The sequence below is a fragment of the Aliiroseovarius lamellibrachiae genome (genome assembly GCF_018599245.1).
Lineage (GTDB): Bacteria > Pseudomonadota > Alphaproteobacteria > Rhodobacterales > Rhodobacteraceae > Aliiroseovarius > Aliiroseovarius lamellibrachiae.
In genome coordinates this window covers 274,794-289,486 of sequence record NZ_JAHEVJ010000003.1, presented here as the reverse complement: position 1 = coordinate 289,486, position 14,693 = coordinate 274,794, and the positions used below count along the sequence as shown (strand labels likewise).

13 protein-coding genes are annotated in these 14,693 nt (G+C 57.8%); 5 read left to right on the top strand and 8 right to left on the bottom strand.

Features of this window, described 5'->3' with window-relative positions; genetic code table 11:
- Positions 1-11: 11 nt before the first annotated feature.
- The 5 genes from KKW20_RS07195 to KKW20_RS07175 form a co-directional block, all read right to left on the bottom strand.
- Positions 12-1,616: a carboxyl transferase domain-containing protein gene (locus tag KKW20_RS07195; RefSeq protein ID WP_214567190.1), complete on the bottom strand. Its 1,605-nt coding sequence runs from the start codon at positions 1,614-1,616 to the stop codon at positions 12-14.
- Positions 1,613-2,152 (bottom strand): lysozyme inhibitor LprI family protein, encoded by a 540-nt coding sequence (locus KKW20_RS07190; protein WP_214567189.1) that lies wholly within the window; start codon positions 2,150-2,152, stop codon positions 1,613-1,615. The genes KKW20_RS07195 and KKW20_RS07190 overlap by 4 nt, the downstream gene beginning before the upstream one ends.
- Positions 2,152-3,312: an isovaleryl-CoA dehydrogenase gene (locus KKW20_RS07185; RefSeq protein WP_214567188.1), complete on the bottom strand. Its 1,161-nt coding sequence runs from the start codon at positions 3,310-3,312 to the stop codon at positions 2,152-2,154. The genes KKW20_RS07190 and KKW20_RS07185 overlap by 1 nt, the downstream gene beginning before the upstream one ends.
- 178 nt (positions 3,313-3,490) lie before the next feature.
- On the bottom strand, positions 3,491-4,696 hold the full coding sequence (locus KKW20_RS07180) for a DegT/DnrJ/EryC1/StrS family aminotransferase (RefSeq protein WP_214567187.1): 1,206 nt from the start codon (positions 4,694-4,696) through the stop codon (positions 3,491-3,493).
- A 55-nt stretch (positions 4,697-4,751) separates the two neighbouring features.
- Positions 4,752-5,441, bottom strand: a complete 690-nt coding sequence (locus KKW20_RS07175) for an HAD-IA family hydrolase (protein ID WP_214567186.1) — start codon at positions 5,439-5,441, stop codon at positions 4,752-4,754.
- 156 nt (positions 5,442-5,597) lie between these two features.
- Here KKW20_RS07175 and glmU point away from each other — a divergent pair, with 156 nt between their 5' ends.
- Genes glmU through KKW20_RS07155 form a run of 4 tightly spaced genes read left to right on the top strand, consistent with a single transcriptional unit; the run spans position 5,598 to position 10,133 of the window.
- On the top strand, positions 5,598-6,953 hold the full coding sequence (gene glmU, locus KKW20_RS07170) for a bifunctional UDP-N-acetylglucosamine diphosphorylase/glucosamine-1-phosphate N-acetyltransferase GlmU (RefSeq protein ID WP_214567185.1): 1,356 nt from the start codon (positions 5,598-5,600) through the stop codon (positions 6,951-6,953).
- Between the two features lies 1 nt (position 6,954).
- Positions 6,955-8,775, top strand: a complete 1,821-nt coding sequence (gene glmS, locus KKW20_RS07165) for a glutamine--fructose-6-phosphate transaminase (isomerizing) (RefSeq protein WP_214567184.1) — start codon at positions 6,955-6,957, stop codon at positions 8,773-8,775.
- Between the two features lie 3 nt (positions 8,776-8,778).
- Complete coding sequence (locus tag KKW20_RS07160) at positions 8,779-9,327, top strand: pyridoxamine 5'-phosphate oxidase family protein (RefSeq protein ID WP_214567183.1); 549 nt, start codon at positions 8,779-8,781, stop codon at positions 9,325-9,327.
- Complete coding sequence (locus KKW20_RS07155; RefSeq protein ID WP_214567182.1) at positions 9,324-10,133, top strand: DNA alkylation repair protein; 810 nt, start codon at positions 9,324-9,326, stop codon at positions 10,131-10,133. Before KKW20_RS07160 ends, KKW20_RS07155 begins: the two co-directional genes overlap by 4 nt.
- Positions 10,134-10,167: 34 nt before the next feature.
- Here the strand turns inward: KKW20_RS07155 and KKW20_RS07150 are convergent, their stop codons facing one another.
- Together KKW20_RS07150 and KKW20_RS07145 are read right to left on the bottom strand one after the other, a co-directional pair.
- Positions 10,168-11,730: an AMP-binding protein gene (locus KKW20_RS07150; protein WP_214567333.1), complete on the bottom strand. Its 1,563-nt coding sequence runs from the start codon at positions 11,728-11,730 to the stop codon at positions 10,168-10,170.
- 68 nt (positions 11,731-11,798) lie between these two features.
- Positions 11,799-12,272 carry a hypothetical protein gene (locus KKW20_RS07145; protein WP_214567181.1) on the bottom strand — a complete coding sequence of 158 codons (474 nt, stop codon included), beginning with the start codon at positions 12,270-12,272 and terminating at the stop codon, positions 11,799-11,801.
- Between the two features lie 93 nt (positions 12,273-12,365).
- Here KKW20_RS07145 and moaA point away from each other — a divergent pair, with 93 nt between their 5' ends.
- The gene (gene moaA, locus KKW20_RS07140) at positions 12,366-13,397 is read left to right on the top strand and encodes a GTP 3',8-cyclase MoaA (protein ID WP_246534493.1); all 1,032 of its coding nucleotides are present in this window, start codon (positions 12,366-12,368) and stop codon (positions 13,395-13,397) included.
- A gap of 93 nt (positions 13,398-13,490) precedes the next feature.
- Here the strand turns inward: moaA and KKW20_RS07135 are convergent, their stop codons facing one another.
- Complete coding sequence (locus tag KKW20_RS07135; RefSeq protein WP_214567180.1) at positions 13,491-14,654, bottom strand: M20 aminoacylase family protein; 1,164 nt, start codon at positions 14,652-14,654, stop codon at positions 13,491-13,493.
- Between the last annotated feature and the right edge of the window lie 39 nt (positions 14,655-14,693).

Genomic DNA, 14,693 nt, shown 5'->3' with positions numbered 1-14,693 from the left:
CTTCTGGGCGATTACATGCGGAAGACGCCGAATTTCGTGTCTTCGATCGGGGCGTTGAGGGCGGCAAGCAGCGAGAGGTAAAGCACTTCGCGCGATTTGCGCGGGTCAATCACACCGTCATCCCAAAGCCGGGCCGAGGCGTAAAGCGGGTGGCTCTGCTCCTCAAACATATCAATGGTGGGCTGCTTGAATGCGGCTTCTTCTTCTGCGGACCACTCGCCGCCTTTGCGTTCAATCCCGTCGCGTTTCACGGTGGCCAAAACCCCCGCCGCCTGTTCACCGCCCATCACGGAGATCCGCGAATTGGGCCAGGACCACATGAAGCGCGGCTGATACGCCCGCCCTGCCATGCCGTAGTTTCCAGCCCCGTAAGAGCCGCCCACAACCATCGTCACCTTTGGCACATTGGTGGTGGCCACGGCGGTCACCATTTTTGCCCCGTGACGCGCGATGCCTTCGTTTTCATACTTACGACCGACCATAAAGCCGGTGATGTTTTGCAAAAAAATCAATGGGATATTACGTTGAGAGCACAGTTCTACAAAATGCGCACCCTTTTGGGCGGCCTCCGAAAAGATCACACCGTTGTTGGCGATGATCCCCACGGGGCAGCCCATGATATGCGCAAATCCCGTGACAAGTGTTTCGCCAAAACGCGGTTTGAACTCGTCAAACTTTGACCCATCCACCACGCGCATGATCACCTCGCGAATGTCATAGGGGGTTTTAAGATCAGCAGGCACAACCCCCAACAGCTCCTCTGCGTCATAAAGCGGCTCTTCCGGTTCCTGCCACCTCACAGTGAACGGCTTTTCGCGGTTCAGGCTTTCAACGGCACGGCGGGCCAGCGCCAGCGCATGGGCATCATCTTCGGCCAAATAATCCGCCACACCAGACAGGCGTGTGTGCACATCCCCCCCACCAAGGTCTTCAGCTGTCACAACCTCACCTGTTGCTGCTTTCACCAACGGGGGACCTGCGAGGAAGATCGTGCCCTGTTCTTTCACAATGATGGTCACATCGGACATCGCCGGCACATAAGCGCCGCCCGCCGTACAGGACCCCATCACAACCGCGATTTGCGGAATACCTTTGGCCGACATACGCGCTTGGTTATAGAAGATCCGCCCAAAGTGATCGCGATCCGGGAAGACTTCGTCTTGGTTCGGCAAGTTGGCCCCACCGCTGTCCACCAAATAGATGCACGGCAGGTTGCATTCCTCGGCAATTTCCTGTGCGCGCAGGTGCTTTTTCACGGTCAGCGGATAATAGGTCCCGCCCTTCACCGTGGCATCATTACAGACGATCATGCATTCTTGACCATGCACCTGACCAATACCCGCAATCACACCTGCGGCAGGGGCTGCGCCATCATACATGTCATGCGCCGCAGTGGCGCCGATTTCCAGAAAGGGGCTGCCCGGATCCAACAGGTTCGAGACCCGATCGCGTGGCAACATCTTGCCCCGCGACAGGTGGCGTTCGCGCGAACGCTCCCCGCCCCCTTGCATCGCCGCCTCAGCCGCATCCGCCGCCACTTTCAAATGTTCCAAATGTCCAGCACGATTGGCTTTATAGGCCTCAGAGCCCGGCATTGCAGTGGATTGAAGTTTCATTCTGTGCATCCCTTGTGGTTGCAGGTTCCGGCAGAAGTGGCCGCAACATTTTGTTCAAGTGACCAGGCCTGTGTGGCCGTCAGATTGAGATAACAAGACAGGCTGGCGGGACCGCCCCCGGTGCCACCGCCCCAAGTCGAGCGTTCGTATTCACAAGACGCATCGCGAAACGGGATCCAGGCCCGTTGCATCGCACGCAAGGCGTCAGCCTGACTGGGCGCACTTGATCCAAGCTCTGCCATTTCGGCGTCCATCGCCTTGCTGCCCGCCATCAACAGCCCGTAGGCGGCGTTCAAACGCTGATCCCAATCATGCGCTTCGGCATCAAGACATTGCACCATGCCCACAGTGGTCCAGCCGCTTTCACCGGCCTCCATACAGGCCGTCGCAGACGCCCCAAAACACTGATGCGCCTCGCCATCTTTGCCCTTTTCCGCCAGACAGTTTTCGGTGGCATCAAAGGAATAGGTGATGTCCTGTGCCGCGGCCGGAGCCCCCGCACAGGTCAGCGCAACAAGTGTCGCCCAGCGCAACATTACTGGTTCGCCATCAATTCGCGGCCAATCAACATGCGGCGAATTTCCGAGGTGCCCGCACCGATTTCCATCAGCTTCGCGTCGCGGAACAGGCGGCTCACGGTGCTTTCATTCATAAAGCCGGTGCCGCCCATCGCTTGCACCGCTTGGTGCGCTTGCTTCATTGCTTCTTCGGACGCGTAAAGCACACAGGCGGCGGCATCCTGACGGGTCACCTGACCACGATCACAGGCTTTGGCGACCTCATAGATATAGGCACGGGCCGAGTTCATCGCCGTGTACATATCCGCGATTTTGGCTTGCATCAGTTGGAAGTCACCAATGGGTTTGCCGAACTGTTTACGCTCTTTCAGATAGGGCATGATCTCATCCATACAGGCGGCCATAATGCCGGTGCCGATGCCCGACAGAACCACGCGTTCGTAATCCAGCCCGGACATCAGAACATTCACGCCTTTGCCCTCTTCGCCCAGCACGTTTTCAAACGGCACTTCGACGTCTTCAAAGATCAGCTCAGCCGTGTTTGACCCGCGCATGCCCATTTTGTCGAAATGCGCCGAAGTGCTAAAGCCCTTCATGTCTTTGTCGATCAAGAAGGTGGTGATGCCTTTGGGGCCCGCATCCGGGTCGGTTTTTGCGTAAACCACCAGTGTCTGCGCGTCCGGCCCGTTGGTAATCCAGAACTTGGTGCCGTTCAAAACATAGTACCCATTGCGCTTTTCGGCGCGCAATTTCATGCTCACAACGTCAGAGCCAGCGCCCGCTTCGGACATCGCCAATGCCCCCACATGCTCCCCGGAACAGAGCTTTGGCAGATACTTCTGCTTTTGCTCTTCGTTGGCGTTGCGGCGGATTTGGTTCACACAAAGGTTCGAATGCGCGCCGTAGGAAAGCGAGATTGAGGCCGAGGCCCGCGCGATCTCTTCGACAATCACAACATGCGCGAGGTAAGACATGTCCGATCCGCCGTATTCCTCGGATGTGGTCACACCCAACAGGCCCAGCTCGCCAAATTCTTTCCAAAGCTCATTTGGGAATTCGTTGGTTTTGTCGGCTTGTTCGGCCAAGGGCTTGATGCGCTCTTGGGCAAAAGCATGCACCATCTCGCGCACGGCATTGACGTCTTCACCAAGGTCGAAATTCATGGAATTTGTGAACATGCGGATTTCCTTTTCATGGGCCATTGACGAAAGGGTTGGGTTTCGAGGCCATTATTGAACGCTTGTTCAGTTCTTAGGCAAGCCGTGAATATGAGTCAAGAAAAGGCTGCGACGACATAGCGTCACAGCCTCTCGAAACTTGAATTTAAACGATAATTTTTACGGGCGTTTGCGGCGGTTATTCGGCGGCTTGGTAGACCATGGACACTTCGTCGCGAATAATCCGCGCAATCTGGGCACAATCTTCAACACTAAAGGTCAGCGGAAGGCGCAGATCCAGCACGCCGCGCAAAATCCGGTTGGTTTTCGGCATGTCAGGCGTGTCGGCATAGCGCCAACTGTCATAGCGACTGGTGAAACCGGTCGGTTCTGCCCCGCCAAACCACTTCAACTCAACCCCGCGCGCGCCGCAGCGTGCAAGAACCTTGTTCACATCCGCATCCGACCAATCCAGCAGCAAAAACTGGAACGACGACATCACATAGGCTTCGGCATCAGGGCGCGTAATCACCGTCAGGCCCGGCGTGTTTTCCAGCCCCCGCTCAACCTCGGCATAGCGCGCATTCCACGCCGCACATTGACCGTCGAGCTGGGCCAATTGCGGGCGCAGGATCGCCGCGCGCAGATTGTCCATCCGGCCAGAGATGTTCGGGGTGACATATTTCACCTTTTCAAAGGCGTCCGCAGGTGGTCCCGCAAGGTGACGTTCATAAAGCATATAAGACCCCGACAACATGATCGCCCGCGCCATCAGGTCCGGATCATCAGAGATCAGCACTCCCCCTTCACCCGAATTCAAATGCTTGTAGGTTTGCGTGGAATAGGCGGCCATCGCACCATGGCGCCCAGACAATGTGCCATCCCAACGCGCGCCCATCGTATGGGCGCAATCCTCAACTACAATCACCCCTGCCGCATCACAGATTTGCATCAGCCGGTCCATGTCACAGATATGCCCACGCATATGGCTGAGCAGAAGCACTTTGATATCAGCATCCTGCGAGATCTTCGCTGCAAGATCCTCAAGATCAATGGTCAGCGCTTCGGTCACCTCAACAAACACAGGCTCAGCCCCTAAGGATGCGATCGCTCCGGGCACGGGGGCGAGCGTGAAAGCGTTGGTCAGCACGCGATCCCCGGGTTGCACCCCAACCGCTCGCAGCGCCGTGGCGATTGCATAGCCGCCAGATGATACCGCCAAAGCGAATTTCGCGCCCATGGCGGCAGCGAACTCCTGCTCCAACAAAGCGGCTTGTGACAGCTCGCCTTCAGCCACGTTATAGCGATGCAAGCGGCCACTTTTAAGCACGCTCATCGCCGCCTCAATGGCGTCCTCCGGAATGGGCTCTTGCTGGGTGAAATTTCCCTTAAAAATCTCGCTCATGGCTGGCTCCACCTTGGCCTCTGCGGGTCGTTTTCTGATCTTGGATGTGAAGAACTCATGCTTCCACCGGCACGCCGATCAACCGTTGCACCACGTCTTGCAGCTGATCAAAATGATCCAGCATCGCATCAGGGTCAAGGCGCGCAACGCCCTGCCCTTCGGGGCCAAACCCCACCAACACGCAAGGCACCCCAACGGCGCGCGCAGTGTTCAGATCGGTGATTGTATCGCCAATGATCAACGAGCGCGCAGGATCCCCCCCCGCTTGCCGCACCGCCGCCAAATACGGCGCAGGATCAGGCTTTCGCGTTGGAAGTGTGTCCGCCCCAATCATCGACGCAAATAAATCACGGATGCCTAATTGCCCAAGCAATTGTTCCGCCAAGGCCTCTGGTTTATTGGTGCAGATCCCCACCGCATAACCGCTGGCGTTCAACCGCTTCACGGCCTCAATTGCACCGGGATACATCCGCGTGTGTTGGTCGATGTTGGCGCCATAGTGGATCAGCAAATTGGGGAATTCGCGGTCGACATCGGCCTCATCCCAATTGCCACCCCCCTGTCCAATCCGATCAAATCCAAGGCGCAACATCGCCCGCCCACCATGAAAGGCTGTCAGAGCGTCATCTAGGGGATGCAGCGGATTCTCATGCCCCAAGGCACGAAAACAGGCATTGGCCGCGGCGATCAGATCCCCCGAGGTGTCCGCCAATGTTCCATCCAGATCAAAAATCACTGTTTGCATGCTCAAATTCGGCAAATCTGCGCCGCCTTTCTTGTTTTCTGTGCTCTATAGACTATCAGCCTGTAACCGACAGTAAGGTTAATTGAACCTAGCCCTCTTGCGAGCAACTTCCCAAGGGGTAAAACAGGGCAAAAGATATTGAAAGAGCAGAACCACATGACAACAGCATTGATCGTCCTGGCCGCGGGTAAAGGCACGCGCATGAAATCGGACCTGCCAAAGGTTCTGCACCAAGTGGGCAATGCGCCGCTGTTTGCCCATACGCTTGCCGCCGCCCGCGATCTTGACCCCGCACGCACTGTGCTTGTTGTCGGGCATGGTTCGGATCTGGTGGAAGCGGCCGCAAAAGAGATCAATCCTGACATTCAGATTGTGATGCAGGAAGAGCAGCTGGGCACCGGACATGCGGTCCTGCAAGCACGCGCCGCTTTGAAGGGCTTTGATGGCGACGCAATTGTGCTTTATGGGGATACGCCTTTTATCCGTCCAGAAACGCTCGATGCGATGCGTGCGGCCCGCGCGAATGGGGCCGATGTGGTGGTGTTGGGGTTTGATGCGGCGGATCCCGGTCGTTACGGGCGCCTCGTTGTCAAAGACGGCGCCTTGGCCCGGATTGTGGAATTCAAAGACGCAACTGAAGACGAGCGTGCCATTACCCTGTGCAACAGCGGTGTGATCGCCGCCAAGGCCAGCACCTTGTTTGATCTTCTGGACGGCATCGGCAACGACAATGCTTCGGGCGAGTATTACCTGACCGATATCGTCGAAGTGGCGCGCGCCCAAGACCTGTCAGCGGTCGCCATCACCTGTGATGAGGCGGAAACACTGGGCATCAACTCGCGCACCGAACTGGCGAGCGCAGAGACCCTGTTTCAAAACCGTCGCCGCACCGAGGCGCTTGAGGACGGCGTAACCCTTCAGGCTGCTGAAACCGTGTATTTCTCGCTGGATACCGTGATTGGCCGCGATGCTTATGTGGAACCCAACGTCTATTTTGGCCCCGATGTGACCGTCGAAAGTGGTGCGCGCATTCGGGCGTTCAGCCACCTTGAGGGCTGCCATGTTTCAACCAAATCCATTGTCGGCCCCTTTGCCCGCCTGCGCCCCGGTGCGGAATTGGCCAATGGGGCGAAAATTGGCAATTTTGTCGAGATCAAAAACGCCCAAATCGGTGAAGGTGCCAAGGTGAACCACCTGTCTTACATCGGCGATGCCACCGTGGGGGACGAGGCCAACATTGGCGCGGGCACCGTAACCTGCAACTATGATGGCGTGAACAAGCACCATACCGAAATTGGTGCACGCGCCTTTATCGGATCGGACACGATGCTGGTGGCCCCTGTGCGGGTCGGGACAGAGGCGATGACCGCCTCAGGCTCTACCATCACCAAAGACGTCCCGAATGGTGCCTTGGCCATTGCGCGTGCGGATCAACAGGTCAAACCGATGCTGGCGGTGAAACTATTTGCAAAACTTCGGGCGCTGAAAGCCAAGAAGAAAAAGGACATTTAATATGTGTGGTATTGTTGGAGTATTGGGCAATCACGAAGCGGCCCCCATTTTGGTCGAAGCCCTTAAACGGTTGGAATATCGCGGTTATGACAGTGCTGGCATTGCCACAATTGACGAAACCAACACGCTTGACCGCCGACGCGCCGTTGGCAAACTGGTGAACCTATCAGACCATCTGGTGCACAATCCCTTGGCTGGAAAGTCCGGCATTGGTCACACCCGTTGGGCCACGCACGGCGCCCCAACCACCGATAACGCCCACCCGCATCGCGCGGGGCCTGTGGCGGTTGTGCATAATGGGATCATTGAAAACTTTCGCGAGCTGCGTACCGAGCTTGCCGCCGAAGGCTTCGACTTCAACACCGAAACCGACACGGAAACGGTCGCCCTTTTGGCGCAAAGCCACTTGGACAAAGGGGCCAGCCCCAAGGATGCGGTTGAGGCCACCCTAAGCCGCCTTGATGGCGCGTTTGCGCTGTGTTTCCTGTTTGATGGTGAGAATGACCTGATGATCGCCGCCCGCAAAGGCAGCCCATTGGCCATCGGCCACGGTGACGGCGAAATGTTCGTCGGCTCTGATGCAATTGCGCTGGCCCCCATGACCGACAAAGTCACCTATCTGGAAGAAGGCGACTGGGCCGTAGTCACCCGTGCTGGCGCTGAGATTTATGATGCCGAAGGGCGTCGCGCCAACCGGCCGATGAAGCAGGTGCGCATGGATGCCAATATGGCGGAAAAAGGCGGCTATAAACACTTTATGGCCAAAGAGATTGCCCAGCAGCCCACCGTTGTGGGCGAAGTCCTCTCGGCTTATGTGAAAAACGAAACGATCACCATGGACATGGGACAGGTGGATTTCGCCAAGATTGACCGGCTGTCCATTGTGGCCTGTGGCACCGCCTATTACGCGGGCCTCACCGCCAAATATTGGTTCGAACATTACGCCCGCCTGCCCGTTGACATTGATGTGGCCTCTGAATTTCGCTACCGCGAGGCCCCCTTTAGCCCCCGCACCGCCGCGCTTTTCGTCAGCCAATCAGGCGAGACCGCGGACACGCTCGCCGCCCTTCGGTATGCCCAAGGCAAAGCGGATCACATCGTCGGCCTGATCAACGCCCCTGAAAGCTCGATCGCGCGTGAAAGTGATGTGGCGATTGAAATCCACGCAGGCGTCGAGGTGTCCGTCGCCTCGACAAAAGCCTTCACCGCACAGCTCACCAGCTTTGCCGTGATGGCCCTGAAAGCGGCCCATCAGCGCGGGCATTTGGATGACACGGGCCTGGCCCAAAAGCTGGGCGAGCTGCGCCAACTGCCTGGATTGATGAGCGCAGCTTTGTCGATTGATGACGCCACGCGCGCCGTCTCGGCCAAACTGGCCGAAGCGCGTGACGTGCTGTTCTTAGGTCGCGGCCAGATGTTCCCCCTCGCACTGGAGGGTGCATTAAAGCTAAAAGAAATCAGCTACATACACGCCGAAGGTTATGCTTCAGGTGAATTGAAGCACGGCCCTATTGCCTTGGTCGACCAGCACACCCCAATTGTGGTAATGGCCCCGCATGACGGGCTGTTCGACAAAACGGTTTCCAACATGCAAGAGGTGATGGCGCGTGGTGGACGGGTGGTTCTGGTGTCTGATGCGCGCGCGATGAAAGATGCGGGCGACGGGGTTTGGACCTCGATCACCATGCCCGAAGCGCCGGACCTGCTTCAGCCGATCCTCTACGCCATCCCCGCGCAATTGATCGCCTATCACACCGCCATTGCCAAAGGCACAGACGTGGACCAGCCTCGCAATTTGGCCAAATCCGTGACCGTGGAATAACCAATGGCAAAACAGTTTGCGCGCATCGAAGACGCCCATCAAAGCTTTATCAATGAGCAACCGATCTTCTTTTCGGGCACCGCAGCGTCAGAGGGGCGCGTGAATATCTCGCCCAAGGGGATGGACAGTCTGCGCGTCGTCGGCCCCAATCGGATCCTTTGGCTGAATTACACAGGCTCAGGCAATGAAACGGCGGGGCATTTGCGCCTGTCAAACCGGATGACGCTGATGTGGTGCAGCTTTGGCAAGCGGCCGCTGATCCTGCGCGCCTATGGCACCGCGAAAACGCTGCATCCGCGCGATGAGGGTTGGGGAGATGCTCTGGCCCTGTTTGACGAGCCATATACAGCCCGTCAAATCTATGACATGCACGTCGAAACGGTGCAGACCTCCTGCGGGTATGCGGTTCCAGAAATGGAATTCACCGCCGAACGCGACATCCTTTTGCCCGCTATGGCCGCCAAATCCGGTACGGTCGAAGATTATTGGGCCGAGAAAAACACAACGACAATTGATGGCCTGCCAACGGGCATCTTCGGAGACGACACATGACCCTGGACCAAGCCCTTGACGCGATGCGCGCCCACATCGACCCGAAACGGGCGGTGGAAAGTGCAGCCTATCACAAGCAAACGCGTGAGGTGCTGGGGGTGTCCAACCCCGTGCTCAACGATCTGACCAAAGCCTGGCGCAAGGATCTGAGCGTGGACGAACGTGTGGCGCTGGCCGATGCGCTGTGGAACACGGATATCTTTGAGGCCCGCATTGCGGCCGCCAAACTGCTGACCCAAGCCCGGATGCGGCCGGATGAGGGCGCATGGGAGCTGATCAAAAGCTGGGTGCCACAGTTTGACAGCTGGGCCATTGCCGATCACGCCTGTATGGCCGGGCAAAAACGCCTGATCGCCGACTCCGCGCGCCTTGATGAGGTTGAGGCGTGGGTTACCGCAGATCCTTGGCCCGATACGCTTTGGACCCGCCGCGCGGCCCTTGTGATCACCCTGCCCTGGACCAAGCAAAACAACCCAAAACCTGAGGAGCAAGAGGCGCGCGAGCGCATTCTTGGTTGGGTTGCGGGCATGACTTCGTTGAAACATGGCGCAATGCAAAAGGCTGTGGCGTGGTGGTTGCGGGATCTGTCAAAACATGACGCGGATCGCGTGCGTATGTTCCTGATGGAGCATGGCAATACGATGAAAGCTTTTGCGGTGAAAGAAGCCGGGCGGCACATCGGGTTCACCCCAGAAGACCTGCCTGCTCCGGTCGTGAATGACCCAGACGAAGAGGCTGTGACCGACATGTCGATGGCCCAAACAGACACCAACGGGCCCGCTGACCACACATCCGAAGAAGAATAAAGAGCTGCGGGGGATCGCCCCCCGCACCCTTTTGTTATGAGGTCGCGCGCAACTCCCTGCGCATGATCTTCCCAGTCGCTGTCAGCGGCAAACTGTCGGCAAACTCGACAATACGCGGCGCCACATGGGGGCTGATCCGGGCTTTGACCAGATCCACCAATTCGCGATCCTTGCCGTCCGTCGCACACCCCTCGCGCAACACCACAACCGCTTTCACCGCCTCGGTGCGCAAGGGATCCGGCACGCCAATCACGGCGGCCATCAGCACGTCCGGGTGGGACATCAAACAATTCTCGATCTCGCTGGGGCCAATGCGGTACCCCGCTGAGGTGATCACGTCATCATCGCGGCTGGCAAAGGTGAAATATCCCTCCGTATCCCGTGACGCCAGATCACCGGTGCGCATCCAGTCCCCGTGAAACTTCTCAGCCGTTTTCTCAGGCAAGTTCCAATAGCGCAAAAACATCACCGGATCGGGGCGGCGCACGGCAATTTCACCCATTTCACCGGGCGCAGCTTCCTGCCCACCTGCGTTGATCACCGCCACATCGTGCCCCGGAATAGGTTGCCCCATCGCGCCGGGTTTCACCGCCATCGCACCGGCCACGGACGACAGCACAAGATTGCATTCGGTCTGGCCGTAAAACTCGTTCACCTCAACCCCAAGCACCTCGCGCGACCATGTCAGCAGCTCCGCCCCAAGGCTTTCGCCGCCCGACCCGATCGAGCGAATTTGGACGTCTTTTGGGGGCGCCTCCGACTGGCGCATCAGTTTCAACGCTGTCGGCGGCATAAAGAGATTGCGGATCTTATGATCGGCGATCAGGCGATACGCGGCCTCCGCTTCAAACTTGCGCATCCGGTGGCTGACAATCGGCACACCGAAATACAGAAATGGCATCGCCAGATCCATCAGCCCCCCAATCCACGCCCAATCCGCCGGGGTCCAGCCTTTGTCACCGGCCTGCGGAAAATCCTCGTTATAGGTTTCCACGCAAGGCAAATGGCCAAGCAAGAACCGATGCGCGTGCAGCACCCCTTTTGGCGGGCCGGTGGTGCCAGAGGTATAAATCATCAGGGCCGGATCTTCGGCCAAGGTGTTCATCGGTTCGGCCAGCGGCGTGGCGGCGTTCAGCTCTGCCCAAAACGCATCCTCGTCTGACAAAAGAACATCGCCAAGGTCCGGAAGCCCATCGCGAATTTCACTGAGCTTTGAATGATTTGCACGATCCGTAACCACAACCTTAGAACCGCTGTCAGACAGGCGATAGGCCAAGGCATCGGCGCCAAAAAGCGTGAATAGCGGTAGGACAATTGCGCCAATTTTATAGGCCGCAAAATGGGTGATCAGAACCTCTGGCCCCTGCCCCAACAGCACCGCAACCCGGTCGCCAGCAACCACACCGCGGGCCCGCAAAACGGTGGCAAACCTGTCAGAGGCGTCGCGCAATTCCCCATAGGTCCAATCCCGCGCGCCGCCATCCTGATCCACATGGGTCAGCGCCACGCGGGACGGGTCACGCGCGGCCCAACTGTCACAACAGCGTTCGGCAATGTTGAAATGCTCCGGGATAGTCCAATTGAAATCCGCCCGCATCTTCGCCCACGGTGCCCAAGTGCTGATCAACTTGCGCGATCGGCTTTCGTCCTGCCAAGTTATGTCCGTCACAATCCATAAACCTCAAGCTCATGCAGCCCCGCCAAGGGCAGATCAAGCAGCCGCAAAGCCGACAGCGAAATACGGCTTCCCGCACCATTTGGGCCTGAAATCGGTCGCAGGGTCACCTTGACCGTCCGGCCGGTATTGGCCGCCGTCACGCGCCCTTCTGTTTCCGAGGACACCAAGGGCGTTTCCAGCCAAAACCCAGGCGCCGCCGGATCCCCCAACGTGGCAATGGTTTGCCCCAATGCCCCTTGTGAAAGCGGTGTAGAAACCACCGCATCTTCGCGATCTTCGGCACTTGTGGTGTCAAATTGCTCAACCGTAACAGCCCCCACAGGCGGTGGCGGCGCAACCGGAGCAGATGTCGTCGTCCCCGCATCCGGGGCGGAGGGCATTGGCAATATCTGAGGTATATCAAATCCGGCACAACCGGCCAGAAGAACACTAAGAGCGGGGATCAAAATCAACTGTTTCATATCGCGAAGCGTGACGCAAAATTGATCGCGGTTCAACGGTCAATTCCTTCGTCGGCTCTTGCATGCCCAAACGCGCAGGCATAGGGTCTCGCCATGGAAAAGCCCCGCGAAATGCCTCAAGAAACGCCCCGTCTGGTTGACCCGTTTCAACGCCCCGTCACATATCTGCGGCTGTCGGTCACAGACCGTTGCGATTTTCGTTGCACCTATTGCATGGCAGAAAACATGACCTTTTTGCCGAAAAAGGATTTGTTGACGCTTGAGGAGTTGGACCGGATTTGTTCGGCGTTTATCACCCAAGGTGTTGAAAAACTGCGTATCACTGGTGGTGAGCCTTTGGTGCGACGCGGGATTATGGATTTCTTTGGCGCCATGTCGCGTCATTTGGAAAGTGGCGCGCTGCGCGAACTGACGCTGACCACCAATGGCTCGCAATTGCACCGCTTTTCCGATGATCTGGTGGCGGCGGGGGTCAAACGTGTCAACGTCTCGCTTGATACATTAAACGAAGAGAAATTTGCCAAAATCACCCGCTGGGGACGCCTTCCCCAAGTGCTTAAGGGCATTGATGCGGCGCAAAAAGCGGGGCTTCGGGTAAAAATCAACGCCGTTGCGGTGAAGGATTTCAACCAGGACGAACTCTTTGATCTGGTCAGCTGGTGTGCCGAACGCGATATGGATCTGACCTTTATTGAGGTCATGCCAATGGGCGATATGGATGAGGTCGCGCGTCTCGGCCAATACTGGCCCCTGACGGATCTGCGCGCGGAACTGGCCCAGCACTTCACGCTCACCGATCTATCAGATAACACCGGCGGCCCCGCGCGCTATATCCGTGTGGAAGAGACCGGGCAAAAAATCGGGCTGATCCAACCCCTAAGCCATAATTTCTGCGAAAGCTGTAACCGGGTCCGGATGAGCTGTACCGGCCAATTTTACACCTGTTTGGGCCATGACGGCATGTCAGACCTGCGCGGTCCCCTGCGGGCCAGCAAGGATGATGACGCGCTGATCAAAGCCATTCACGCCGCCATCAGCCGCAAACCCAAAGGCCATGATTTCGACTACTCGCGCCAGAAAGTCAGCGGGCAAACCGTGCGCCACATGAGCCATACCGGCGGGTAATCTTCCCCTTAAATGCGCTCTTTTTCTTGCCCGAAATACCTCGGGGTGAGCGCAAAGCGCGAGGGGCAGCGCCCCTCACACTGCGTCTCGGATCTAGGCAAGCGGCATGCGCTGTTCCGCAATCTCGGCCCACCAGCTACAGCCCGCGGGAATGGCGTCATCGTTGAAGTTGTACTTTGGGTGATGCACCGCCGCCGTGTCGCCATTGCCGACCAAAATATAGGCCCCCGGACGTTCTTCCAGCATAAAGGCGAAATCCTCGCCGCCCATTACAAGCGGCGCATCATCACAGCCCCCAGACACATCCTCAGCCACTTTGGCGGCGAACTCGGTCTGGGTCTCATGGTTCACCATCGCCGGATAATTGCGGGTGTATTCAACCTTGGCAGTGCCACCAAAGGTGGCGGCGATCCCCTCGCAGATTTGGGTGATCCGCTCTTGGGCCAAATCCCGCATCTCGCCTGACAACGTGCGCGTTGTTCCTTTGATCACAACCCCTTGCGGGATGACGTTAAACGCGGTCGACGATGTTTCAAACGAGGTGCAACTGACCACCAACTGTTCAATCGGATCAGCATTTCGCGCCACAATGGTCTGAAGCGCCACAACCGCCTGCGCCGCCATCACGGTGGTGTCGACCGTGTCATTTGGCTTGGCGGCATGCCCGCCTTTGCCTTCAAATGCGACCTCCCAAACGTCAGTCGCTGCGAAAAACGGTCCGGGGCGAATGGCGAATTGCCCCACAGGCTGGCCGGGCCAATTGTGCATGCCGTACACCTCTTGGATGCCAAACCGCTCCATCATGCCGTCGTCACACATCTCCTTGCCGCCACCGCCGCCTTCTTCGGCCGGTTGGAAAATCAGCACCACAGTCCCATCAAAGTTCCGCGTCTCGGCCAGATATTTCGCCGCCCCCAACAGCATCGCCGTGTGCCCGTCATGACCACAGGCATGCATCGCCCCATCGGTTTGCGACGCATAGTCCACGCCGGTTTCTTCATGGATCGGAAGCGCGTCCATATCCGCGCGCAGCCCAACCACTTTGCCCGCACTGTCTTTGCGCCCCTTGATGACGCCAACAACACCCGTGCGACCAATCCCGGTGACAATCTCATCACAGCCAAATTCGGCCAATTTCTCCGCAACGATGCCTGACGTGCGATGCGTTTCAAACAGGATCTCAGGATGCGCGTGAAAATCCTGACGCCAATCGGCGATCTCGGCCTGCATTTCGGCAAAACGGTTTTTGATCGGCATAAGCCCATCCTTTCAATTTGCACCCATCAATCGTGGGCG

Excerpts from the sequence above, each read along its gene's own strand:
- KKW20_RS07195 (WP_214567190.1), bottom strand. The coding sequence starts at position 1,616 with ATGAAACTTCAATCCACTGCAATGCCGGGCTCTGAGGCCTATAAAGCC.
- KKW20_RS07190 (WP_214567189.1), bottom strand. The coding sequence starts at position 2,152 with ATGTTGCGCTGGGCGACACTTGTTGCGCTGACCTGTGCGGGGGCTCCG.
- KKW20_RS07185 (WP_214567188.1), bottom strand. The coding sequence starts at position 3,312 with ATGTTCACAAATTCCATGAATTTCGACCTTGGTGAAGACGTCAATGCC.
- KKW20_RS07180 (WP_214567187.1), bottom strand. The coding sequence starts at position 4,696 with ATGAGCGAGATTTTTAAGGGAAATTTCACCCAGCAAGAGCCCATTCCG.
- KKW20_RS07175 (WP_214567186.1), bottom strand. The coding sequence starts at position 5,441 with ATGCAAACAGTGATTTTTGATCTGGATGGAACATTGGCGGACACCTCG.
- glmU (WP_214567185.1), top strand. The coding sequence starts at position 5,598 with ATGACAACAGCATTGATCGTCCTGGCCGCGGGTAAAGGCACGCGCATG.
- glmS (WP_214567184.1), top strand. The coding sequence starts at position 6,955 with ATGTGTGGTATTGTTGGAGTATTGGGCAATCACGAAGCGGCCCCCATT.
- KKW20_RS07160 (WP_214567183.1), top strand. The coding sequence starts at position 8,779 with ATGGCAAAACAGTTTGCGCGCATCGAAGACGCCCATCAAAGCTTTATC.
- KKW20_RS07155 (WP_214567182.1), top strand. The coding sequence starts at position 9,324 with ATGACCCTGGACCAAGCCCTTGACGCGATGCGCGCCCACATCGACCCG.
- KKW20_RS07150 (WP_214567333.1), bottom strand. The coding sequence starts at position 11,730 with ATGCGGGCGGATTTCAATTGGACTATCCCGGAGCATTTCAACATTGCC.
- KKW20_RS07145 (WP_214567181.1), bottom strand. The coding sequence starts at position 12,272 with ATGAAACAGTTGATTTTGATCCCCGCTCTTAGTGTTCTTCTGGCCGGT.
- moaA (WP_246534493.1), top strand. The coding sequence starts at position 12,366 with ATGGAAAAGCCCCGCGAAATGCCTCAAGAAACGCCCCGTCTGGTTGAC.
- KKW20_RS07135 (WP_214567180.1), bottom strand. The coding sequence starts at position 14,654 with ATGCCGATCAAAAACCGTTTTGCCGAAATGCAGGCCGAGATCGCCGAT.